The following is a 22,463-nucleotide window of genomic DNA, read 5'->3' as shown; positions in this document are numbered from 1 at the left end:
GGAAACCGAAGGATTCAGGAACGGCTCAGGAGCCCTGCCGGGCGAGGTCGAGCAGCTCGCGGGCGTGGGCCTGGGCCGCCGCCGACTCCTCCTGGCCGGCCAGCATGCGGGCGAGCTCGTCGACGCGGCCCGACTCGGCGACCTCGGAGACCGAGCTGCTCGTGACGGTGCCGTCGTCGTCCTTGGACACCACGAAGTGGTGGTCGGCGAACGCCGCCACCTGCGGCAGGTGGGTCACCGCGATGACCTGCGCGTGCTGTGCGAGCCGCGCCAGACGGCGACCCACCTCGACCGCGGCCTTGCCGCCGATGCCGGCGTCGACCTCGTCGAAGACCAGGGTCGGGACGGTCGTGCGGTCGGCCAGGACGACCTCGAGCGCCAGCATGAGCCGCGACAGCTCGCCCCCGCTGGCCCCCTTGTGGAGCGGCCGTAGGCCCATGCCGCTGTTGGCGGAGAACAGCAGCTCGACGTCGTCGACGCCGTGCGGCCCGGGTGTCGCGTCGACGGACGTCGTGACGGACGCCTCGAGGTGGGCCGACGGCATCGACAGCTGGGCGAGCTCGACGTCGACCAGCTCGCCGAGCCGCACGGCCGCCTCGGTGCGCAGCCGCGACATCTCGGCAGCCAGCCGGCGGACCTCGGGCACCAGGGTCTGCTGCTCGGCGACCAGCGAGGCGACGGCCTCGTCGTCGTTGCCGAGCTCGCCCAGACGGGCGGCGCTCGCCTCGGCCCACGCCAGGACGTCGTCGAGCGTCGGGCCGTACTTGCGCTGCAGGGCTGCGAGCGCCGCCCGGCGGTCCTGCAGGGCCGCGAGCCGCTCGGGGTCGAGGTCGACCCCGCCGGAGTACGCACCGAGGTCGGCCCCGACCTCGTCGATCAGGATGCCGACCTCGAGCACCCGCTCGGTCAGCGCGTCGAGCACGGGGTCGTGCCCGGCGGCGTCCTGCAGGTGGGCGGACGCCTCGGCGATCTGCGTGCGTGCCGCGGTCGGCCCGGCGTCGCCGACCAGCAGCCCGTGCGCGAGGTCGGCGGCGCGCGCCAGCGACTCGGCGTGGGCCAGCACGCCCTCCTCGGCCTTGAGCTCCTCGTCCTCGCCGGCCTGCGGGTCGACGGTCTCGACCTCGTCGAGGCCGAACCGCAGCACGTCGAGCTCACGGGCCCGCTCCTGGGCGTGCGTGCGCAGCTCGTCGAGACGGCGCTCGACGGCGCGCCACCGCGCATGGACGGGGGCGTAGGCCGCCGCGGCCGCCGCGAACGGCTCGCCGGCGAACCGGTCGAGGGCGGCGCGCTGCTCGGCGGCCCGCAGCAGCCGGTGCTGGTCGGACTGGCCGTGCACCGCGACGAGCTCGTCGGTGACCTCGGACAGCAGCGCGGCCGGCACGGTGGCGCCGCCCGCGACGGCGCGCGATCGACCCTGGGCCGACAGGATGCGCCCCAGGATCACGACGTCGTCGTCGATGCGGCCCCCCGCGTTCTCGACCGCGTCGGCCGCGGCCGCGCCCGCCCGGACACCGATCGTGGCCTCGACGCGGGCCTGGTCGGCGCCGCGCCGGACGAGCCCGGGGTCGGCGCGGTCGCCCCGCAGGAGACCCAGCGCCGTGACGACCATGGTCTTGCCGGCTCCGGTCTCGCCCGTGATGACGGTGAACCCCTCCGACAGCTCGAGCTCGGCGGAGTCGATGACACCCAGCCCCCGCAGGGTCAGCTGCTGCCAGATCGTGCGCTCGGACGTCACGGCGCCTGTCCCTCCCAGCGTCGTTCGGCGACCCCGCGCCAGCCGGCGACCGGCAGGTCGAACTTGCGGACGAGCCGGTCGGCGAACGAGGCGGGGTGCAGGCGCGCCAGACGGACGGTCTCGCGCCCCTTGACCACCTCGACCCGCGAGCCCACGGGCAGCTCGGCGGCCCGGCGTCCGTCGCACCACAGCACGCCGCGCGACTGCTCGCCCACGACCTCGATCGCGAGCGTCGAGTCGGGCGAGACGACCAGGGGGCGGGCGAACAGCGCGTGCGCACTGATCGGCACCATCAGGAGCGCCTGCACCTCGGGCCACACGATCGGGCCGCCGGCGCTGAAGTTGTAGGCCGTCGATCCGGTCGGGGTCGCGCACACGATCCCGTCGCAGCCCCATCGCGACACGGGGCGGTCGTCGATCTCGACGACGACCTCGAGCATGCGCTCGCGGGCCGCCTTCTCGACCGAGGCCTCGTTGAGGGCCCAGTTGGTGGCCACGACCTCGCCGCCGACCGTGACCGAGACGTCGACCGTGAGCCGGTCCTCGACCGTGTAGGTGCGGTCGACGACGACCCGGACGACGTCCTGCATGTCGTCGACGTCGGCCTCGGCCAGGAAGCCCACGTGCCCCAGGTTGACCCCGAGCAGCGGGGTGCCGGTGCCGCGGCACAGCTCGGCCGCGCGCAGGATCGTGCCGTCGCCGCCGAACACGACCGCGAGCTCGCACCCGTCGGCGGCACCGGGACGCGACGCGACGACGTCGGCGCCCTCGACCCCTGCGGCCAGCAGCGCCTCGGCCTCGGGCTCGAGCACGCAGACGCCGATGCCCTCGGCGCGCAGGTCGGCGGCGAAGGCCGCCGCGACCTTGACGGCCTCGTCGCGTCCCTCGTGGACGGCGAGCAGCACGGTCCTCATCGGTCGTCCCCGTCGCCGGTGGGCACCGTGGCCGCGGCCGTGGTCAACGGACCGGCGGCCACGACGTCGTGCGCCGCCTGCAGGCTCGGGGCCTCGGCGTCGGAGCGCAACCAGCAGAAGTACTCGACGTTGCCGGCCGGGCCCGGCAGCGGGCTCGGCGCGAGCGCACGGGTGCCCCAGCCCAGGTCGTGCGCGGACCGGCAGACCCGGTGCACGGCGTCGGCATGCAGCTCGGGATCGCGGACCACACCGTTCTTGCCGAGGTTGCTCCTGCCGACCTCGAACTGCGGCTTGATCATCAGCACGATGTCGCCCTCCGGACTCGGCTCGCACACCCGCGTGAGTGCCGGCATCACCACCGTAAGGGAGATGAACGACAGATCGGAGACGATCAGCTGCACGGGGCCGCCGATGTCGGAGGCCTCGAGGTGGCGGATGTTGGTGCGGTCGAAGACGTGCACCCGCTCGTCCGACTGCAGGGCCCACACGAGCTGGCCGTAGCCGACGTCGACGGCAGCCACCTCACGTGCGCCCTTGCGCAGCAGCACGTCGGTGAACCCGCCGGTCGACGCGCCGGCGTCCAGGCAACGGCGTCCTGAGACCTCCAGGCCCATCGGCTCGAAGACCGACAGGGCGCCGAGCAGCTTGTGCGCGCCGCGTGAGGCATAGGTCGGCTCGTTGCTCTCGCGCACCACGATCGCCTGGTCGGTCGTCACGCCCGTCGCGGCCTTGGTCGCGACGGATCCGGCGACCTTGACCAGCCCCTCGTCGATCAGCGAGCTCGCGTGCTCGCGTGACCGGGCCAGACCACGGCGCACCAGCTCGGCGTCGAGCCGCAGGCGTCTGCTCATGCGGACTCGGGAGCGACCCCGTCGCGCCCGGCGTTGGCGAGCGACTCGCGCAGCGCGCCGTGGACGGCGTCGAACTCCTCGGGGTGCAGCGAGAGGTCGAGGTCGTCGATGCGGCTCAGGCGCTCGAGCGCCTCGTCGATCGCGGCATGACCGGTCGTCGGCGCCGCGGGGAGGTCGTGCCCCGTGACGTCGCGGTCGGGCACGTCGAGATCATCGTGCGGCTGGCTCATGCGACCAGTGTCCCACCCAGGCGCACACGGGCGGCGGAGCGATCGTGCACGTGCCACGCCAGACCGACGGCGGCACGCAGCAGCGTCGTCGACGACGCCTGGCCCTCCTCGACCTCGACGACACCGTCGCGGACCTCGACCGACGCGTCACCGCACCGGGCGCGTCCTCCCTCCACCATCACCTCGGGGTGCTGCTCGGCGAGCCCCCTCAGGTCGTGCGAGACGAAGGTCGGCCGGTGACCGGGGTCGGCGTCGGCGATCTCCTGCAACGAGCTCACGCCCGTCAGCACCGCGAGGCTGTCGATGCCCGCGGCGATCGCACCGTCGATGTCGGTGTCGAGGCGGTCGCCGACCATCAGCGGGTGGGTGCCGCCCACGCGGGCGATCGTCTCGTCGAACAGGGCACGCTCGGGCTTGCCCGCGACGATCGGCTCGGCCCCGGTCGCGGTGCGCACGGCCTGGACCAGCGAGCCGTTGCCCGGGGCGATGCCGCGGGCGGTCGGGACGGTCATGTCGGTGTTGCTGGCGTACCAGGGCAGACCCGACTGGATCGCGTACGCCGCCTCGGCCAGGTCGTGCCAGCCGATGTCGGCGTGGAAGCCCTGCACGACCGCGACGGGACCGTCGTCGAGCGACGTGACGCACCGCAGTCCCCGCTGCTCGAGCGGGACCGTGAGCCCCTCGCCGCCGACGACCAGCACGGCCGCACCGGCGGGCAGGGCATCGGCCATCAGGTGCGCGACGGCCTGCGCGGACGTCACGACGTCGTCGTCGCTCACGTCGGGCATGCGCATGTCCCGCAGCTTCTGGGCGACCGTGTCGGCCGTGCGGGAGGCGTTGTTGGTGATGTACGCCAGCCGCAGACCCTCGCCGCGCGCCGCGACGAGCGCCTCCGCGGCCCCCGCGATCGCGTCGGCGCCCCGGTAGACGACGCCGTCCAGGTCGAGCATCGCCAGGTCGTAGGACGTGCTGAGCGATCGTGTCGTCGAGCCCAAGGTCATGGACCCGAGGCTACCGCCGTGGTCGTCGCGCGCCGGCACGCGTCGACCTCGACGCTGACCCAGCTCGCGACCCCACCTCCCCCGCTGGTGAACCGTCGGCGCAGCTGTCCGTCGACCTCGACCTCGGTGCCGGCGGTGAGGCGCGACACCGACCGGCGCAGCGCCGCCCTCCAGACGGTGCACTCGATCGTGTCGACGACCTGCTTGGAGCGCTTGCGGGCGGCGGGCCCGCGCCTCACGACGAGGCGGAACGTCACGAGCTCGTCGCCGCTCGGCAGCTGTCGTGTCTCGGGGTCGGCGGAGATCCGGCCGACCAGGTGTACGCGGTTGTTGTCATCGGTCATGACATGACGATGCCCCCCACCGGACGGTGAGGGGCATCGTCATCGTGCCTCTGTGGACGAGAGACCGTGCCGGTCAGGCCTGTGGACGCTGGTCGAGGTCGGCCAGGCGCTCCTCGGCGTCGGTCGTCTTGTTGCCGTCGACCGCCACCGTGCGGTGGAACCACTCGATCGCCTCGTCGCGACGGCCCGCGGCCAGCAGGGAGTCGGCGTAGGCGTACCGCAGGCGGGGCACCCATTCGCCGCGACCCTTGGTGTGCAGCGGCTCGGTCTCGAGCAGGCGGATCGCGGCGTCGTGCTGACCCTGGTCGCGACGGGCACCGGCCACGACGATCGACAGCTCGATCTGGCCCGCGTCGTCGAGCTGCGACCGGATCTCGGTGGTGTCGTAGGCGATCGCCTTGTCGGGACGCTTCAGGGCGCGCTCGCAGTCGGCCATCATCGGGGCGTAGATGTATCCACCCGTCATGCGCCGCGCGGCACGGAACTCCGACAGCGCCTCGGCCCACTTGCCGCAGGCGTAGGCCGTCTCGCCACACGCCTCGCGCACCAGACCCGTACGGGTGGCCCGGGCGCGCGCCGCGAGTGCGTGCTTGTGCGCCGTCTCGGGATCCTCCGAGATCAGCATGCCGGCCATCACGAGGTGACGGGCCACCTTGTCGGCGAGCTTCTCGGGCAGGCTCTGGAGGGCCTGGCGAGCGTGCTTGTCGAGGTCGTTGGCGCTGACGTCGTCGGGGATCGGCGGTCCGTCGTAGATCTTCTGGGCCGCGGTGCGGTCGCCCTCCTCCTGACGACGGTCGCGACGGGCCTCGTACGGCTTGCCATCGCGACGCGGTGTCTGGGGCTTGCCGTCGCGGCGGGCCGGAGCCGGCTTGCCGTCGCGACGGTCCGACGACTTGGAGGCGCCCCGGGGAGCGTCACCGCTGCCTCGTCGGTCGCGGCCTCCCTGGCCGGCGGGCTTGCCACCACGACCAGCTCCCGCGGCACCGCGGCCTGAGCCGCCCTTGGACGAACCCTGTCCGCCCTCGCGGCGCGGACCTCTCGACTCTGCCATGAGTCGTTCCTTCCATCGAAACTCTTGAAGTGCCACCATCGTAGGTGGCCCCCATCTGGTGGGGAAATGCAGCGAGGCCGCCCCTGGGGGGCGGCCTCGCGCTAATGATTGTCCGGCGACGTCCTACTCTCCCACACCGTCTCCAGTGCAGTACCATCGGCGCTGAGAGGCTTGACTTCCGGGTTCGGAATGTTGCCGGGTATTTCCCTCTCGCCATGGTCGCCGAAACTCTATGGAGATATCAGTTAAACCTTCCCCCACGCCCCGTGTGGTTCCGATGAACCCGGGGTGTATTGGTGGGGGTGGTTCCCGATCATATCTCGGGAACCTCACAGTGGACGCGGTAGTGCAAACTTTGTAAGAAACAAGCCCTCGGCCTATTAGTACCGGTCGGCTCCACACATTGCTGTGCTTCCACCTCCGGCCTATCAACCCAGTGGTCTGCTGGGGGCCTTACCTGGTAAACCAGTGGGAAACCTCATCTTGAAACACGCTTCCCGCTTAGATGCTTTCAGCGGTTATCGCTTCCGAACGTAGCTAACCAGCAGTGCTCTTGGCAGAACAACTGGCACACCAGAGGTTCGTCCATCCCGGTCCTCTCGTACTAGGGACAGATTTTCTCAAGTTTCCTACGCGCGCGGCGGATAGGGACCGAACTGTCTCACGACGTTCTAAACCCAGCTCGCGTGCCGCTTTAATGGGCGAACAGCCCAACCCTTGGGACCTGCTACGGCCCCAGGATGCGACGAGCCGACATCGAGGTGCCAAACCATCCCGTCGATATGGACTCTTGGGGAAGATCAGCCTGTTATCCCCGGGGTACCTTTTATCCGTTGAGCGACGCCGCTTCCACTTGCCAGCGCCGGATCACTAGTTCCGACTTTCGTCCCTGCTCGAGCTGTCACTCTCACAGTCAAGCTCCCTTGTGCACTTACACTCGAAACCTGATTGCCAACCAGGCTGAGGGAACCTTTGAGCGCCTCCGTTACATTTTAGGAGGCAACCGCCCCAGTTAAACTACCCATCAGGCACTGTCCCTGATCCAGATAATGGACCTAGGTTAGATATCTAGTACAGCCAGAGTGGTATTTCAACGATGACTCCACACTCACTGGCGTGAATGCTTCACAGTCTCCCACCTATCCTACACAAACTGAACCAAACACCAATACCAAACTATAGTAAAGGTCCCGGGGTCTTTCCGTCCTGCCGCGCGTAACGAGCATCTTTACTCGTAGTGCAATTTCGCCGAGTCCATGGTTGAGACAGCGCCCAAGTCGTTACTCCATTCGTGCAGGTCGGAACTTACCCGACAAGGAATTTCGCTACCTTAGGATGGTTATAGTTACCACCGCCGTTTACTGGGGCTTAAGTTCTGTGCTTCGCTTGCGCTGACACGTCCCCTTAACCTTCCAGCACCGGGCAGGAGTCAGTCCGTATACGGCGTCTTTCGACTTAGCACGGACCTGTGTTTTTAGTAAACAGTCGCTTGGGCCTGGTCTCTGCGGCCGTCAACGCTTCTCACAGCAAGTGTGATAACGAATCGGGCCCCCCTTCTCCCGAAGTTACGGGGGCATTTTGCCGAGTTCCTTAACCATGGTTCACTCGATCACCTTAGTATTCTCTACCTGACCACCTGAGTCGGTTTGGGGTACGGGCGGCTCTAGATCTCGCTAGATGCTTTTCTCGGCAGCATAGGATCACTCACTTCGACTAAAACGTCTCCCCATCAGATCTCAGGCTATGTGAATGACGGATTTGCCTATCATTCGCCCTACATCCTTAGCCCGGGACAACCATCGCCCGGGATGAGCTACCTTCCTGCGTCACACCATTGCTTGCCTACTACCAGATCGGGTCATGCGCAGCACTGGCATCGCTCCGAAGAGTCCCGCCAGATTTGGGCACTTAGCATTTCTGGGTTCAGCATGGGCGATCTAATGCCGGTACGGGAATATCAGCCCGTTGTCCATCGACTACGCCTGTCGGCCTCGCCTTAGGTCCCGACTTACCCAGGGAAGATTAGCTTGACCCTGGAACCCTTGGTCATTCGGTGGAGGAGTTTCTCACTCCTCATTCGCTACTCATGCCTGCATTCTCACTCGTGTAGCCTCCACGGCTGGATCACTCCGCCGCTTCGCTGGCCACACGACGCTCCCCTACCGATCCATACGCCTGGACCACGAAGGCCTGGCTATTGCATGAATCCCATAGCTTCGGTGGATAACTTGAGCCCCGCTAAATTGTCGGCGCGGAATTACTTGACCAGTGAGCTATTACGCACTCTTTCAAGGGTGGCTGCTTCTAAGCCAACCTCCTGGTTGTCTCTGCGACTCCACATCCTTTTCCACTTAGTTATCGCTTTGGGACCTTAGCTGATGGTCTGGGCTGTTTCCCTCTCGACAATGGAGCTTATCCCCCACTGTCTCACTGCTGCGCTCTCACTTATCGGCATTCGGAGTTTGGCTGAGTTCAGTAAGCTTGTAGGCCCCCTAGCCCATCCAGTGCTCTACCTCCGACAAGAAACACGCAACGCTGCACCTAAATGCATTTCGGGGAGAACCAGCTATCACGGAGTTTGATTGGCCTTTCACCCCTATCCACAGCTCATCCCCCCAGTTTTTAACCTAGGTGGGTTCGGTCCTCCACGCGGTCTTACCCGCGCTTCAACCTGGCCATGGATAGATCACTCCGCTTCGGGTCTAGATCCTGCAACTATGGTCGCCCTATTCGGACTCGCTTTCGCTACGGCTACGGCTCAACGCCTTAACCTCGCTACAGAACGCTAACTCGCAGGCTCATTCTTCAAAAGGCACGCTGTCACCCGTCACAAGGACGAGCTCCAACGGATTGTATGCACATGGTTTCAGGTACTATTTCACTCCCCTCCCGGGGTACTTTTCACCTTTCCCTCACGGTACTAGTCCGCTATCGGTCATCGAGGAGTATTTAGGCTTAACGGGTGGTCCCGCCAGATTCACACCGAATTTCAGGGGTTCGGTGTTACTCGGGGTAACGCAAAAGAGCCATGAGCTTACGTGTACGGGGGTATCACCCTCTATGCCGCGACTTTCCAGTCGGCTTTCACTTCACTCATGGTTTATGACTCTTTGCCAGGTCGGCAGACCAGGCCATGCGGCCCCACAACACCCAAACGACAACGCCTGCCGGCTATCACATCGTCTAGGTTTAGCCTCTTCCAGTTTCGCTCGCCACTACTACCGGAATCACTGTTGTTTTCTCTTCCTGTGGGTACTGAGATGTTTCACTTCCCCACGTTCCCTCCTACTGCCCTATGTGTTCAGACAGAGGTACCTGGACTTTACTCCAGGTGGGTTTCCCCATTCGGACATCCCCGGATCACAGGTCGGTTGTCACCTTCCCGGGGCTTTTCGCAGACTCCAACGTCCTTCATCGGCTCTCGATGCCAAGGCATCCACCATGTGCACTTAGTAGCTTGTTGTTACTACAAAGATGCTCGCGTCCACTGTGAAGTTCTCAAAATACGATCGGTCCCACATACAAGTCCCACGCCTACCCGAACCGCCTCCCAAAGGAAACGAACCCGAATGGTTCATGGGGATATGTGGTCCGAGAAACCAACCCTCGCGGACTGATCCCTCAGGACCCAACAGTGTGCCTGATTCAATGAACACCCACCCAGCAAGGTTCCACTCCCCGAAGGGAAGTACTGACGCTGGAAGCATCCATCAAGCCAAATAATCGACGATCCACTAGTGAGCTGAGACCGCGTCAACACATTCGGCTGACAAACGACTCATGGACAACCACCACGATGGGCAGCTGCCAGATGCTCCTTAGAAAGGAGGTGATCCAGCCGCACCTTCCGGTACGGCTACCTTGTTACGACTTCGTCCCAATCGCCAGCCCCACCTTCGACAGCTCCCTCCGTAAACGGTTGGGCCACTGGCTTCGGGTGTTGCCGACTTTCATGACGTGACGGGCGGTGTGTACAAGGCCCGGGAACGTATTCACCGCAGCGTTGCTGATCTGCGATTACTAGCGACTCCGACTTCATGGGGTCGAGTTGCAGACCCCAATCCGAACTGAGACCGGCTTTTTGGGATTCGCTCCACCTTACAGTTTCGCAGCCCTTTGTACCGGCCATTGTAGCATGCTTGAAGCCCTGGACATAAGGGGCATGAAGACTTGACGTCATCCCCACCTTCCTCCGAGTTGACCCCGGCAGTCTCCTATGAGTCCCCACCATTACGTGCTGGCAACATAGAACGAGGGTTGCGCTCGTTGCGGGACTTAACCCAACATCTCACGACACGAGCTGACGACAGCCATGCACCACCTGTATACCGACCAAAAGGGGGCTACATCTCTGCAGCTTTCCGGTATATGTCAAACCCAGGTAAGGTTCTTCGCGTTGCATCGAATTAATCAGCATGCTCCGCCGCTTGTGCGGGCCCCCGTCAATTCCTTTGAGTTTTAGCCTTGCGGCCGTACTCCCCAGGCGGGGCGCTTAATGCGTTAGCTGCGGCACGGAAACCGTGGAAGGTCCCCACACCTAGCGCCCAACGTTTACGGCATGGACTACCAGGGTATCTAATCCTGTTCGCTCCCCATGCTTTCGCTCCTCAGCGTCAGGTAATGCCCAGAGAACCGCCTTCGCCACCGGTGTTCCTCCTGATATCTGCGCATTCCACCGCTACACCAGGAATTCCGTTCTCCCCTGCATACCTCTAGTCTGCCCGTATCGGAAGCACGCTCAGGGTTGAGCCCTGAGTTTTCACTCCCGACGCGACAAACCGCCTACGAGCCCTTTACGCCCAATAATTCCGGACAACGCTCGGACCCTACGTATTACCGCGGCTGCTGGCACGTAGTTGGCCGGTCCTTCTTCTGCAGGTACCGTCACTCTCGCTTCGTCCCTGCTGAAAGAGGTTTACAACCCGAAGGCCGTCATCCCTCACGCGGCGTTGCTGGATCAGGCTTTCGCCCATTGTCCAATATTCCCCACTGCTGCCTCCCGTAGGAGTCTGGGCCGTGTCTCAGTCCCAGTGTGGCCGGTCACCCTCTCAGGCCGGCTACCCGTCAATGCCTTGGTGAGCCATTACCTCACCAACAAGCTGATAGGCCGCGAGCTCATCCTTCTCCGCCGGAGCTTTCCAACCCCCAACATGCGAAGGGGGTTCATATTCGGCATTAGCCATCGTTTCCAATGGTTATTCCAAAGAGAAGGGCAGATTGCTCACGTGTTACTCACCCGTTCGCCGCTCGTGTACCCCGAAGGGCCTTACCGCTCGACTTGCATGTGTTAAGCACGCCGCCAGCGTTCGTCCTGAGCCAGGATCAAACTCTCCGTTGAAAGCCACAAAAGCGTGACTCAAACTTCAGTTCAACCTGACAAACTATTTGCTGACAAATAAATTGTCGGAATTGATTACCATCAAGATTCCGAACAACCCAAAGGCTGTTCGGCGGGATCTCGACGGGGTACTACTAATTAATCTCGTCGACTTTTGGCACACTGTTGAGTTCTCAAGAATCAGACGCACACCTCAGACCCGACCAAAAGCCAGACCTTCAGGGCAACTCGTCCAACTTACACGGCTCGTTTTCACCGGTCAAACCCGGGTCGGTCACCATGCTCAGCGGGGGAAGATCCGTCTCCGGGCGCTTGCGCGCCGTGCCGTCGATCTGTTCCACCTGCTGGTCAGAAGCCCTGCGTCGGCGCCGTTTCCGGCCCGTTCCGCTGCGCTGTCCAACAAGAAGAACACTACCCGGCCCTGTGCGAGAACTCCAAATCGGGGTACCCCTCACTGTTGGCGCCCCTGCAATTGCAGGCACGACTCCCGGCATCGGCGCCGCGAACGTCAGATGAACGTCGCGAGACGCGCGAAGTCGAGCACCGTCAGCTGCTCTCCACGGGCCTGCGGCGAGAGCCCCGCGGCGACGAGCGCCTGCTCGGCGAGCGCGCCGGAGCCCGCCAGGTTCGACAGGGCCGCCCGCATGGTCTTGCGGCGCTGGGCGAAGGCCGCGTCGGCGACCGCGAAGGTGCGCAGCCGCAGCTCCTCGTCTCCGGGCGGCTCGTGCCGCACCCAGCTGACGAGGGAGGACTCGACGTTGGGCATCGGCCAGAACACGTTGCGACCGACCGAGCCCGCGAGCTTCATGTCGGCGTACCAGGCGGCCTTGACGCTCGGCACGCCGTACGTCTTGGAACCGGGTCCGGCCGCCAGCCGGTGGGCGACCTCGGCCTGCACCATGACCAGGCCCGTGCGGATCGTCGGGAACCGCTCGAAGAACGTCAGCAGGACGGGGACCGAGACGTTGTACGGCAGGTTCGCGACCAGGGCCGTCGGCTGCGGGCCCGGCAGCTCGGTGACCTTCATGGCGTCTGCCAGCACCAGGTCGAACGACGCAGCCTGATCGGGAGCGTGGTCGGCGATCGTCGCCGGCAGCTGGCCGGCCAGCACCTCGTCGATCTCGACTGCGGTGACGTGGGCGGCCACCTCGAGCAGGCCGAGGGTCAGCGATCCCAGACCCGGGCCGATCTCGACCACGACGTCGTCACCCGTGATGCCCGACGCCTTGACGATGCGGCGCACCGTGTTGGCGTCGTGCACGAAGTTCTGGCCACGCTGCTTCGTGGGCCGGACGCCGCAGGACTCGGCCAGGCGGCGGACGTCCGCCGCGCCCAGGAGCCGCGGCGGGGCGGGGGTCGACGGCGTCAGTTGAACCGCGCCCCGGCACAGCCCCACTGGCCCCACCCGGAGCGGGCCTGCAGGATCTTGGCGTACTTGATCTGGACCTCGCGGCTGTTCTCGTGCGGCAGGCCCGGTCCGCCGACGCTCTTCCACGTCGCGGCGCTGAACTGCAGCCCGCCGTAGTAGCCGTTGCCGGTGTTGATCGACCAGTTGCCGCCCGACTCGCACTTGGCGATCTTGTCCCAGACGCTGTCGGGGGGCGTGCGGCTCGTGCCGCGCGAGACGACCTCGGTGACCGGCTTGCTGACGGCGTCGGACGCCACCACCACCCGGTCGCGCAGCTTGCCGTCGGCGTAGACCAGGGTGACGGTCTCGCGGTTCTCGCCGTTCTTGCCCTCTGTGAGCACCTCGGTCTCGCCCGCGAGCGCCTCGGGATCGTCCTTGACCTCGACGTCGTACTTGATCTTGACGGTCTCGACCTTCTCGACCTTCTCGATGCGGACGACCCGCAGCTTCTGGTCGGGCTGGACGTAGTCGTCGACCCCGGGCTTGATCTCGTCGTCGGCGTCGAGCGCGACGCCCGCCTCGTCGAGGACGTCGGCGACGGTCGGCTCGGTGGTCGTCAGGTTCTTGGTCTGGCCATCGGCCACGACCGTCACGTTCTTGGGGGTGCTGACGACCAGCGACATGCCGCTGCGCGGGACGGTCGCACCGGGCTTCGCCGACACGTACGACCCCGCCGCGGGGGCCACGTCGAGCGACGCCAGCGCCTTGCCGACGGTGGGTTCGTACACCAGCTGCTTGCTGACGACTCCGTCGACCGTGAGGGTCAGGGGCCGGCCGTACGCGACGTCGATCGTGTCGCCGTCGGAGATCGTCGAGGTCGGGGCGACGTTGAGGCGGTCGTCGGGCGACACCGCGACGCCGTGGTCGTCGAGCACGTCGGCGACCGTGCCGCCGAACGTCCGGACGGTGTCGCTGCGGCCGTCGACCGTCAGCGTGACGGTCTGGCTGAGTGCACCGTAGGCGGCCGTGCCACCGGCGAGCACCATGACGATCGCGAGGTTGAGCGCGATCAGCGGCGCGGACTTGCGGCGACGGCGCTTGGCGCGGTGGCCGTGGGGCCTGCTGGCGGTGCCGGACTTCTGGTGGAGCACTGAATCCCTCGGACGTCGATGACTGGGCCGAACTTCCACGATAGCCAGCGACTCCTCACCGTCAAGTTCTGTGTGCCCAGGGGCCCCCGAAGGCCCTGCTGGTGTTGGCGTCGATCGCTCGACACAGGTCGTCGACCGAAATCCCTGCAACGCCAGCCATGAACCGGACCGTCAACGGGATCAGGAACGAGGCGTTCGGCTGACCGCGATGCGGGGACGGTGTGAGGAACGGCGCATCGGTCTCGACAAGGATACGGTCGATCGGCGTCACGCGGAGGGCTTCGCGCAGGTTCTCGGCGTTCTTGAACGTCACGGTGCCCGCGAACGACAGGTAGGCGCCGCGGTCGAGGCACTCCCGGGCGAAGTCCGCGTCGCCCGAGAAGCAGTGCATCACGGTGCGGTCCGGCACCCCCTCCGCGTCGAGCACCGCCAGCACGTCGTCGTGCGCGTCGCGGTCGTGGATGACCAGGGTCTTGTCGTGGCGCTTCGCGATGCGCACGTGCTCGCGGAACGAGACGTGCTGCGCGTCGCGACCGTCCTCGCCCGTGCGGAAGTAGTCGAGACCCGTCTCGCCGACCGCCCGCACGTGATCGCCCGATCCCGCCAACCGGTCGATCTCGGCCAGGGCGTCGTCGAGCCGGCCGGCCTCAGCGAGGAGCGGCGCCTCGTTGGGGTGCAGCGCGACGGCGGCCACGACCGAGTCGTGCGTCCGGGCCGTCTCGACGGCCCAGCGCGAGCCCTCGAGGTCGCAGCCGACCTGGACGACCCGGGTCACGCCCACCGCGGCCGCCCGGTCGAGCGCCTCGTCGACGGGGATCAGCAGCCCGCCCTCGACGGCCTTGCTGTACGCGCGGTGGTCGAGGTGGCAGTGGTTGTCGACGACCGGCAGGGGCAGGGCCTCGGGCGCGTCGGGCCAGCCGGCGGTCTGCGTCACGCGGTCTCGACGGTCTCGATGCGGGGGAACAGCGAGGCGGGCTTCGTGATCGTCGAGCCGGGGGCCAGACGACCCCACGTCGCGACGGCGTCGATGCGCTGGTCGGCGAGCGCCCCGAGCGTCGGCTCCGCGCCCAGGGAGTCCCACAGCACCGCCGACGCCTTGGGCATGACGGGGTTGAGCACGACCGCCAGCACCCGCAGCCCCTCGGCCGTCGTGTTGAGGATCGTCGCGAGCCGCGCGGCGGCCTCCTCGTCGGTGGCCGCGTCCTTCGCGACCTTCCACGGCGCCTGGTCGGTGATGTAGCCGTTGAGCTCGTCGACGATGCGCCAGATCGACGCGAGCGCGTCCTGGGGCGCGACGGCCTCGATCGCCTCGTCCGCGCCGCGGACCGCCTCGGCCACGGTGTCGACGACCGCCAGCTCGGCGTCGCCCAGGTCGCCCGCCGCGGGCAGCGAGCCGTCGAAGTACTTGCCGATCATGGCCGCGACACGTGACGCGAGGTTGCCGAAGCCGTTGGCCAGCTCGGCGTGGTAGCGGGCCGAGATGTCCTCCCACGAGATCGAGCCGTCGCTGCCGAACGTCAGCGCCCGCGCGAAGTAGTAGCGGTACGCGTCCGAGCCGAAGGTGTCGACGATCTCGTCGGGACGGATGCCGTTGGCCTTGGACTTGCTCATCTTCTGGCCGCCGACGAGCAGCCAGCCGTGGGCGAACACCTGGTGCGGCACGGGCTGGCCGGCCGCCATCAGCATCGCGGGCCAGATCACGGCGTGGAAGCGGGCGATGTCCTTGCCGACGATGTGGATGTTCGCGGGCCACAGCTCGGCGAAGCGCTCGTCGTCCACCCCGTAGCCGGCGGCCGTGACGTAGTTGAGCAGCGCCTCGATCCACACGTACATGACGTGCTCGTCGTCCCACGGCACGCCGATGCCCCAGTCGAACGTCGAGCGGGAGATCGAGAGGTCGCGCAGCCCGCGGCTCACGAACGAGATGACCTCGTTGCGGGCCGACTCGGGCTGGATGAACGTCGGGTTGGCCTCGTAGAAGTCGAGCAGCTTCTGCTGGTAGTCGCCGAGGCGGAAGAAGTAGTTCTCCTCGCTCATGTACTCGACGCGGCTGCCGTCGAGCGTGCTGACCTTGAAGCCCTCGTCGTCACCCTCGCCGTCGACGACGTCGTCCTCGCCGACGAACTCCTCGCTGCCGACGCTGTAGTGGCCCTCGAACGAGCCCTTGTAAACGGCGTCCCGCTCGTAGAGCGCCTGCCAGAACGCCTTGGAGCCGTCGATGTGCCGCTGGTCGGTCGTGCGGATGTAGTCGTCGTTGGCGATGTCGAGCGTCTCGAGCATCGGGCGCCACTCGTCGTCGACGAGCTGGTCGACCCACTGCTGCGGCGAGACGCCGTTGAGCTCGGCCTTGCGCAGGACCTTCTGGCCGTGCTCGTCGGTGCCCGTGAGGTACCAGACGCGCTCGCCGCGCTGCCGGTGCCAGCGCGTCAGGATGTCGCCCATGACCGTCGTGTATCCGTGCCCGATGTGGGGCGCGTCGTTGACGTAGAAGATGGGCGTGGTGACGTAGAACGTTTCGGCGGACACGCCTGAAGTCTAGTGAGTCGCGTCGGCGGGCCTGGAGCGGTGGCGCTAGGAGTGCGCGGCGTCGTAGACGTCCTTCTTGCGGGTGCCCGTCTCACCGGCGACCTGCTCGATCGCGTCCTTGCGGCTGAGTCCCTCGCCCTGCCGCTGCGCGACGAGCGCCCGCAGGTCGTCGGGCGCGTACGTGCGGGCCTCGGCGACCATGCCCCCGACGACGATCGTGACCTCGCCGCGGACGCCCTGCTCCTGGCCGCCCGCCCACTCGACGAGCTCGGCGAGGCCGCCGCGGGCGACCTCCTCGTACGTCTTGGTGAGCTCGCGGCACACCGCGGCCTGCCGGTCGGCCCCGAAGGCGTCGGCCATGGCCCGCAGGGAGGTCTCGGTGCGGTGCGGCGACTCGAAGAACACCATCGTGCGGCGCTCGCGCGCCAGCTCGGTCAGCGCCGTGGTGCGCTCCCCCGCCTTGCGGGGCAGGAAGCCCTCGAAGCAGAACCGGTCGACCGGCAGGCCCGACACCGCGAGTGCCGTGAGCACGGCCGACGGTCCGGGGATCGCGGTGACCGCGACGTCGGCGGCGATCGCGGCGACCACCAGCCGGTAGCCCGGGTCGGACACGCTGGGCATGCCGGCGTCCGTGACCAGGACGACCGTCTGCCCGTCGGCGAGCACGGCTGCGAGCTCGGGCGTGCGTCGCTCCTCGTTGCCCTCGAAGTACGAGACGATGCGACCGCCGATCTCGACACCGAGGTCGGACGCCAGGCGCTTGAGCCGGCGCGTGTCCTCCGCGGCGACGACGTCGGCCGACACCAGGGCGTCGGCGAGTCGTCTGCTCGCGTCCGCGACCTGGCCGATGGGGGTCGCGGCGAGGATCAGCATGCCGACCAGTCTGGCACCCGTCTCCGGGCCGCCGTTTTACCAGGTGCACCCCGGAAACCTCCAAGCCTCCCCCCGGAATCCGGCACCCCACCTCTGATGCGTCCGGGGTCAGCCGTCGGGAAACGGGGCCACCCCCGTGTGACAAGTGACGCGCGGCGCTCCCTCAGGATCGGCCTCTAGGCTGTTCGGCGTGACGGTCCTGACACGCATCCCCCAGCGGGCCTGGGGGTGGATCGGACCGATCGGCGTGACGCTGCTCGCGTTCGTGCTGCGCGTCTGGAACCTCGGGTTCCCCAACGCGTTCGTGTTCGACGAGACGTACTACGCCAAGGACGCCTACTCGCTCCTGCAGCACGGGTACGTGCAGGACTTCACCGAGACCGCCAACGCCCAGGTCGTCAAGGGCCAGCTCGACGGCATCATGACCGGCCAGCCGTCGTGGATCGTCCACCCCGACGGCGGCAAGTGGCTCATCGCGATCGGCGAGCAGCTGTTCGGCTTCGACTCGTTCGGGTGGCGCATCTCCGGCGTCGTCATCGGCGCGCTCACCGTGCTGGTGCTCGCTCGGCTGGTGCTGCGCATGACCGGATCGGTCGTCGTCGCGTGCATCGCCGCCCTGCTGCTGTCGGTCGACGGCATGCACTTCGTGATGTCGCGGCTCGCGCTGCTCGACGTCTTCCTGACGTTCTGGATCGTCTGCGGCGTGGCGTGCGTCGTCGCCGACCGCGACTGGATCCGCGACCGGCTCGACACCTACCGGTTCGTCCGTCCCTGGCAGCTCCTGGCGGGACTGTGCTTCGGCATGGCGTGCGCCACGAAGTGGAGCGGCGTGTACGTCCTCGCGGCGTTCGGGGTCGTCGTCGTCGTGTGGGAGCTCCTGGCCCGCCGCACGGCCGGCCCCCACGACCACTGGGTCGTCCGGACGCTGAAGGTCGGGGCGCCCGCGTTCGTCTCGCTGGTCGGCGTCGCGCTCGTCGTGTACCTCGTCTCGTGGACGGGTTTCCTGCTGCACCACGAGGTGTACGAGGCCCGCTTCGGCCGCGGATACGGCGACTACTCGGCGCCGTGGGGCGCCTACGTCGACCGCCCGACGACGGGCTTCCTGGGCGAGACGCGGGACGCCTTCCGGTCGCTGTGGCACTTCCACGTCATGACCTACGGCTTCCACACGACCGACCTGAACACCGCGACCCACCCGTACCAGTCGAACCCGGTGAGCTGGCTCGTGCAGTGGCGCCCGGTCGGAGCCGACGCACAGTTCGACCTGCCGGCCTCGACGCGGTGCGGACAGGCCGAGGGCAGCACGTGCATCCGCGAGATCCTGATCCTGGGCAACCCGATCATCTGGTGGACGGGCGTGCTCGCGCTGGTCGCGGCCCTGCTCGCGTGGGCGCGGACCCGCTCGTGGACGTGGGGGGTCCCCGTCGTGGCCGTGCTGGTGTGCTGGCTGCCGTGGTTCCGCTTCGACGACCGGCCGATCTTCTCGTTCTACGCCGTCACGTTCGTCCCGTTCACGATCATCGCGATCTGCTTGGTCGTCGACGGGCTCGTCCGGTCGGCGGTCACCCCCCGGCAGCGGTACCTCGCGTGCCTGACGACGGGGGTGTTCGTGGTGTCCGCGGTGGTCGCGTTCTGGTACTTCCACCCCATCTACACCGACGACCTGATCCCCTACGAGGCGTGGCGCGACCGGATGTGGCTGGACCGCTGGATCTGACCCCTCCCGTCCGCCGGCGGGGCACCGATCACCAGATTCGTCCCGGGATGCCCATAATGGTCGGGCACGCGCTCACATCGACGTCGGGGAGGATCTGGTCGTGAGGACGCCCCGCAGGCGACGCCCTGCCGCGCTCGTCGTTCTGGCACTCGCCGCGGCGGGCCTCGGACTCGCGCCGTCGCCCCTCTCGGCGGCGGGCGAGCCGTGCCCCAGCGGTGCCGCCTCCTGCGTCGTCGTGACGTACGTCAGCACGAGCGGTGGCACGACGACCGACGTCGGGGCGCCGCTCGAGTACTCGCTGGACGACCTCACGGCACAGGGGACCACCGCGGGTGTCTACAACCTGCGCAAGAACCCGAAGTCTAAGGGCGGCAAGGTCGACAAGCGGCCTGTCGCGGTGGGCCAGCGCGTGCCGATCGGTCAGCTGCTCAGGCTCGATCCTGATCGCGCGACGACTGCCACGTACGTCGAGACGCCCAACGCCACCGGTGTGCCCGCCGTGCTGTCGGCCGCCGATCTCGCGACGCCTGGCGCCGCCGACTACCCGTTCGCCAAGGGACTCCAGCCCGCCGTGTTCGTGACCGACAGCGGGAAGCTCGGCTACGTCCGCCCGTTGCGGAACGACGGCGACGACACGAATGCCTCCGACTACTTCTTCAGCGCCGGGCGACTCGACCTGACGGTGCACACGACCGGCACCCTCCTCTCGCCCACGGTGGTCTCGAGCGGCGGGACCGAGCTCGATCTCGACGCCCCGACGACCTTCTCGGTGTCACTGCCCGAATCGACCGCCGACGTGCTCACGACGCGGTGGGACTTCGGCGACGGATCGACCAAGGGCACCAAGCGCGATCAGCCGACCAAGACGTACGCGAAGCGCGGGACGTACCCCGTCAGCGTCGCGGTGCGCACCAGCGACGGCTCGTACGGCCGATCGGCCCCCCTCGAGGTCAAGATCGCGAACCCCCCGAAGGCCCCCTCGAGCGGCACCGGCGGCGGCAGCGACCTCGGCGGGGGCGGCGGCTACACCGGCGGAGGCGGCCTGCCGGCACCGTTCGACCCGTTCGAGGGCGACGTCGACCAGCCCGCCCCCAGCGACGAGCTGCCCGACGTCGAGGAGGATCCGGCGCCGACCGCACCGGTCGACGACGGCCTCGAGCCCGTCGAGGGGTACGTCCTCGCCGGCGCCGAGACGGTCCCCGGCGGGACGCCCGAGACGATCCCCGGAACCCAGGCCTCGACGGCCCCCGCACCCGCCACGCAGGCCTCCACCCGTCAGCGCATCGCGACGTGGGCGGTCGCCGCCGCTGCCGTGCTGCTGCTGGTCGGCCTGGGCGCCGCCAGCGAGACCCGATGGCTTCGACACCGACTGCGCCACCTCAGGAGAGCCGCATGAGCGACACGATCTACGACATCATCTTCCGCGTCGCGGAGGTGCTCGAGCTGCCGGTCGTGATCCTCACGCTGCTGGCCCTGGCAGCGGCGCTCGTCGAGGTCGGTGCGTTCATCGCCGAGATGGTCAAGCGCCGCGGCCGCACGTTCGCCTCGCTGGCCAAGGCCGGGGCGTCGGCCCGTCGCGCGGTCGACGAGAAGCGCTTCGATGAGGCGAGCGCCCTGCTGCAGACCGTCGCGTGGAGCGCGCCCGTCGGCAAGGCCTTCCGGGTGCTGGTCGACGCCGTGTCGAAGCCCGGGGCCGACACCCGCATCGCCAAGGAGCTCGCCGACTTCGACTTCGGCCGCCAGGCACGCCTGTCGCGCACCCGGCTGCTGGTGCGGCTCGGACCGGCGCTCGGCCTGATGGGGACGCTGATCCCCCTCGCCCCCGCCCTGGACGGTCTGGCGCGCGGCGACGTCGACGCCCTCACCGAGAACCTGCGCCTGGCCTTCAGCATCACGGTGCTGGGCATCCTGATCGGGGTCATCGCCCTCGCGCTGTCGCTGTTCCGCGAGCGCCGCTACGGGCAGGACTTCTCCGACCTGGAGTACGTCGCCGCGATCCTGACCGACGACGGATCGGCAGCCGCGTCGATCGGCACGTCGGCCACGACATCTGCGCCGCCGGCTCCCCCGGTCGGGCCGACCGCGCCGAGCGTCTCGACGACGGCTCCTGTCCCGAGCCCCTCGTCGGCCCCGACGACGACGCTGCCGCCTCTCGTCCCGCCCGCCAAGGACGCCGGGAGCCCGTCGTGATCAAGGTGACGCCGCGGGCCCGCGTGCACCACGACCGCGCCGGCGACCCGCTCGACGGCCTGGTCAACATGTTCGACATCGGCATCGTGCTGGCCGTCGGATTCCTGCTGGCAGCCCTGTCGTCGCTGGGCCTCACCGACGCCGTCAACAAGGACGGACTCACGAAGCCGACGCTCGGCGAGGTCACCCTCAAGCCGGGCGAGACCGTCGAGGACGTGCCGGGGCAGGGCGTCAAGACGCTCGGTCGTGGCACCCCGGTCGGGACGGTCTACCGCCTGGCAGACGGCCGACTCGTCTACGTGACGGGTGACGGCACCACGGCGCCCGTCACGCCCGACGACACGGCCCCCGACGAGTCGACGCCGGACGAGGAGCTGCTGCCCGACGACTCGGGTCTCGACCCGTCCTTCCCCGACTCGCTGCCGACCCCGGACTCCTCCGACACGGCACCGTAGGACGGATCGGGCTCTCTCCACACCCTGCGCCTCGCTACGGTTGAGTGTCGGTGGTGGCGTCTAGGTTTGAGGTATGGCCACCTCCACTACTGCTTCGATCGACGTCCTGGGTGACGTCGCGCGGGAGCAGGCGCGCGCCGAGGCGCGGTCGGTGGTCGCGATGCTGGAGTACCGGGACGCCGAGATGGCGCGGATCGAGCTGCTGGAGTCGCCGATGCGTCGGCTGGTCGAGCGCGGCGCGATCGCGTTGAGCATTGGTGAGGCGATGGGATTGTCGGAGGGGCAGGTGGTGCACCGGTTGGCGTTCGCCGATCGGGTGCGTGATCACTCCCCGACCACGTGGGAGGCGTTCGTGGACGGGCGTGTCGACTTGGTGCGGGTGCGGGAGGTCGGGCACACGATCGGCCAGCTCAAGCGCACCGAATCGGTCCACCTGCTCGACCGGCGGGTCGTGCAGTACGCGCAGACCCACACGGTCGCTGAGCTGCGGGCGTGGTTGAAGCGGTTCGTTCGCCGGGTCGAGGCCGATCTGGCGATCGAACGCGCCGAGGACGAACGCACCAAGCGGCACGTGTCGATCCAGCACGGTGACGACTCGATGGGTTTCCTGGGCGCGTACCTGCCGGCGCACGAGCTTGCCGCGATCGCGGACCGGCTTCGCAAGACCGCCCGTCGTGGCGTCGATCCCGACGACGACCGCACCGTCGCGCAGCGTGAGGCCGACCTGCTGGTCGCGTGG

Annotated in this window: 17 protein-coding genes and 3 rRNA genes; 5 read left to right on the top strand and 15 right to left on the bottom strand. The window is 67.7% G+C overall.

Features of this window, described 5'->3' with window-relative positions; translation table 11 throughout:
• Positions 1-25 precede the first annotated feature (25 nt).
• The 15 genes from recN to rsmI all read right to left on the bottom strand — a co-directional run bounded on the left by recN (position 26) and on the right by rsmI (position 17,362).
• Complete coding sequence (recN, locus tag IFT73_RS14220) at positions 26-1,735, bottom strand: DNA repair protein RecN (RefSeq protein WP_371811285.1); 1,710 nt, start codon at positions 1,733-1,735, stop codon at positions 26-28.
• Positions 1,732-2,649 (bottom strand): NAD kinase, encoded by a 918-nt coding sequence (locus IFT73_RS14215; RefSeq protein WP_056609707.1) that lies wholly within the window; start codon positions 2,647-2,649, stop codon positions 1,732-1,734. Before IFT73_RS14215 ends, recN begins: the two co-directional genes overlap by 4 nt.
• Positions 2,646-3,500 (bottom strand): TlyA family RNA methyltransferase, encoded by an 855-nt coding sequence (locus IFT73_RS14210; RefSeq protein WP_192168199.1) that lies wholly within the window; start codon positions 3,498-3,500, stop codon positions 2,646-2,648. The genes IFT73_RS14215 and IFT73_RS14210 overlap by 4 nt, the downstream gene beginning before the upstream one ends.
• Positions 3,497-3,730 (bottom strand): hypothetical protein, encoded by a 234-nt coding sequence (locus IFT73_RS14205; protein WP_192168198.1) that lies wholly within the window; start codon positions 3,728-3,730, stop codon positions 3,497-3,499. The genes IFT73_RS14210 and IFT73_RS14205 overlap by 4 nt, the downstream gene beginning before the upstream one ends.
• Positions 3,727-4,731 carry an HAD-IIA family hydrolase gene (locus tag IFT73_RS14200; protein ID WP_192168197.1) on the bottom strand — a complete coding sequence of 335 codons (1,005 nt, stop codon included), beginning with the start codon at positions 4,729-4,731 and terminating at the stop codon, positions 3,727-3,729. Before IFT73_RS14200 ends, IFT73_RS14205 begins: the two co-directional genes overlap by 4 nt.
• On the bottom strand, positions 4,728-5,075 hold the full coding sequence (locus IFT73_RS14195) for a single-stranded DNA-binding protein (RefSeq protein ID WP_192168196.1): 348 nt from the start codon (positions 5,073-5,075) through the stop codon (positions 4,728-4,730). The genes IFT73_RS14200 and IFT73_RS14195 overlap by 4 nt, the downstream gene beginning before the upstream one ends.
• Before the next feature lie 73 nt (positions 5,076-5,148).
• Positions 5,149-6,126: a tetratricopeptide repeat protein gene (locus IFT73_RS19070; RefSeq protein ID WP_192168195.1), complete on the bottom strand. Its 978-nt coding sequence runs from the start codon at positions 6,124-6,126 to the stop codon at positions 5,149-5,151.
• A 110-nt stretch (positions 6,127-6,236) separates the two neighbouring features.
• A 5S ribosomal RNA gene (rrf, locus tag IFT73_RS14185) occupies positions 6,237-6,353 on the bottom strand.
• A 133-nt stretch (positions 6,354-6,486) separates the two neighbouring features.
• Positions 6,487-9,589: ribosomal RNA gene (locus tag IFT73_RS14180) — 23S ribosomal RNA — on the bottom strand.
• A gap of 359 nt (positions 9,590-9,948) precedes the next feature.
• Positions 9,949-11,464 (bottom strand): 16S ribosomal RNA (locus IFT73_RS14175).
• The 16S, 23S and 5S rRNA genes sit together here, the layout of an rRNA operon.
• A gap of 508 nt (positions 11,465-11,972) precedes the next feature.
• Positions 11,973-12,860 (bottom strand): 16S rRNA (adenine(1518)-N(6)/adenine(1519)-N(6))-dimethyltransferase RsmA, encoded by an 888-nt coding sequence (gene rsmA / locus IFT73_RS14170; protein WP_371811284.1) that lies wholly within the window; start codon positions 12,858-12,860, stop codon positions 11,973-11,975.
• Entirely contained in the window at positions 12,830-13,963 is a 1,134-nt protein-coding gene (locus IFT73_RS19430; RefSeq protein WP_192168194.1) for a resuscitation-promoting factor, read from the bottom strand. The genes rsmA and IFT73_RS19430 overlap by 31 nt, the downstream gene beginning before the upstream one ends.
• Before the next feature lie 61 nt (positions 13,964-14,024).
• The gene (locus IFT73_RS14160; protein ID WP_192168193.1) at positions 14,025-14,897 is read right to left on the bottom strand and encodes a TatD family hydrolase; all 873 of its coding nucleotides are present in this window, start codon (positions 14,895-14,897) and stop codon (positions 14,025-14,027) included.
• Positions 14,894-16,489, bottom strand: a complete 1,596-nt coding sequence (gene metG, locus IFT73_RS14155) for a methionine--tRNA ligase (RefSeq protein ID WP_192168192.1) — start codon at positions 16,487-16,489, stop codon at positions 14,894-14,896. Before metG ends, IFT73_RS14160 begins: the two co-directional genes overlap by 4 nt.
• Positions 16,490-16,534: 45 nt before the next feature.
• Complete coding sequence (rsmI, locus tag IFT73_RS14150) at positions 16,535-17,362, bottom strand: 16S rRNA (cytidine(1402)-2'-O)-methyltransferase (protein ID WP_192168191.1); 828 nt, start codon at positions 17,360-17,362, stop codon at positions 16,535-16,537.
• Positions 17,363-17,552: 190 nt separating this feature from the next.
• Here rsmI and IFT73_RS14145 point away from each other — a divergent pair, with 190 nt between their 5' ends.
• The 5 genes from IFT73_RS14145 to IFT73_RS14125 form a co-directional block, all read left to right on the top strand.
• A complete protein-coding gene (locus IFT73_RS14145; RefSeq protein WP_192168190.1) occupies positions 17,553-19,079 on the top strand; it encodes a phospholipid carrier-dependent glycosyltransferase in 1,527 nt (508 codons plus the stop codon).
• 100 nt (positions 19,080-19,179) lie between these two features.
• On the top strand, positions 19,180-20,475 hold the full coding sequence (locus IFT73_RS19645) for a PKD domain-containing protein (protein ID WP_197984267.1): 1,296 nt from the start codon (positions 19,180-19,182) through the stop codon (positions 20,473-20,475).
• Complete coding sequence (locus IFT73_RS14135) at positions 20,472-21,269, top strand: MotA/TolQ/ExbB proton channel family protein (protein WP_192168189.1); 798 nt, start codon at positions 20,472-20,474, stop codon at positions 21,267-21,269. The genes IFT73_RS19645 and IFT73_RS14135 overlap by 4 nt, the downstream gene beginning before the upstream one ends.
• Positions 21,266-21,724, top strand: coding sequence for a DUF2149 domain-containing protein (locus IFT73_RS14130; RefSeq protein WP_197984265.1), 459 nt, complete (start codon positions 21,266-21,268; stop codon positions 21,722-21,724). The genes IFT73_RS14135 and IFT73_RS14130 overlap by 4 nt, the downstream gene beginning before the upstream one ends.
• Positions 21,725-21,797: 73 nt before the next feature.
• The coding region (locus IFT73_RS14125; protein ID WP_192168188.1) for a DUF222 domain-containing protein at positions 21,798-22,463 on the top strand (666 nt) is incomplete at its 3' end.

Origin of the sequence: Aeromicrobium sp. CFBP 8757, assembly GCF_014841755.1 — a bacterium.
In the GTDB taxonomy this organism is placed as follows: Bacteria; Actinomycetota; Actinomycetes; order Propionibacteriales; family Nocardioidaceae; genus Aeromicrobium.
The sequence above is the reverse complement of the archived record's forward strand: the minus strand, read 5'-3'. Positions and strand labels throughout refer to the sequence as shown.

Bases quoted from the DNA above. Each gene is read 5' to 3' on its own strand.
- IFT73_RS14135 (WP_192168189.1), top strand. From the start codon at position 20,472: ATGAGCGACACGATCTACGACATCATCTTCCGCGTCGCGGAGGTGCTC.
- IFT73_RS14200 (WP_192168197.1), bottom strand. From the start codon at position 4,731: ATGACCTTGGGCTCGACGACACGATCGCTCAGCACGTCCTACGACCTG.
- IFT73_RS14205 (WP_192168198.1), bottom strand. From the start codon at position 3,730: ATGAGCCAGCCGCACGATGATCTCGACGTGCCCGACCGCGACGTCACG.
- IFT73_RS14215 (WP_056609707.1), bottom strand. From the start codon at position 2,649: ATGAGGACCGTGCTGCTCGCCGTCCACGAGGGACGCGACGAGGCCGTC.
- IFT73_RS19070 (WP_192168195.1), bottom strand. From the start codon at position 6,126: ATGGCAGAGTCGAGAGGTCCGCGCCGCGAGGGCGGACAGGGTTCGTCC.
- IFT73_RS14195 (WP_192168196.1), bottom strand. From the start codon at position 5,075: ATGACCGATGACAACAACCGCGTACACCTGGTCGGCCGGATCTCCGCC.
- IFT73_RS14210 (WP_192168199.1), bottom strand. From the start codon at position 3,500: ATGAGCAGACGCCTGCGGCTCGACGCCGAGCTGGTGCGCCGTGGTCTG.
- rsmI (WP_192168191.1), bottom strand. From the start codon at position 17,362: ATGCTGATCCTCGCCGCGACCCCCATCGGCCAGGTCGCGGACGCGAGC.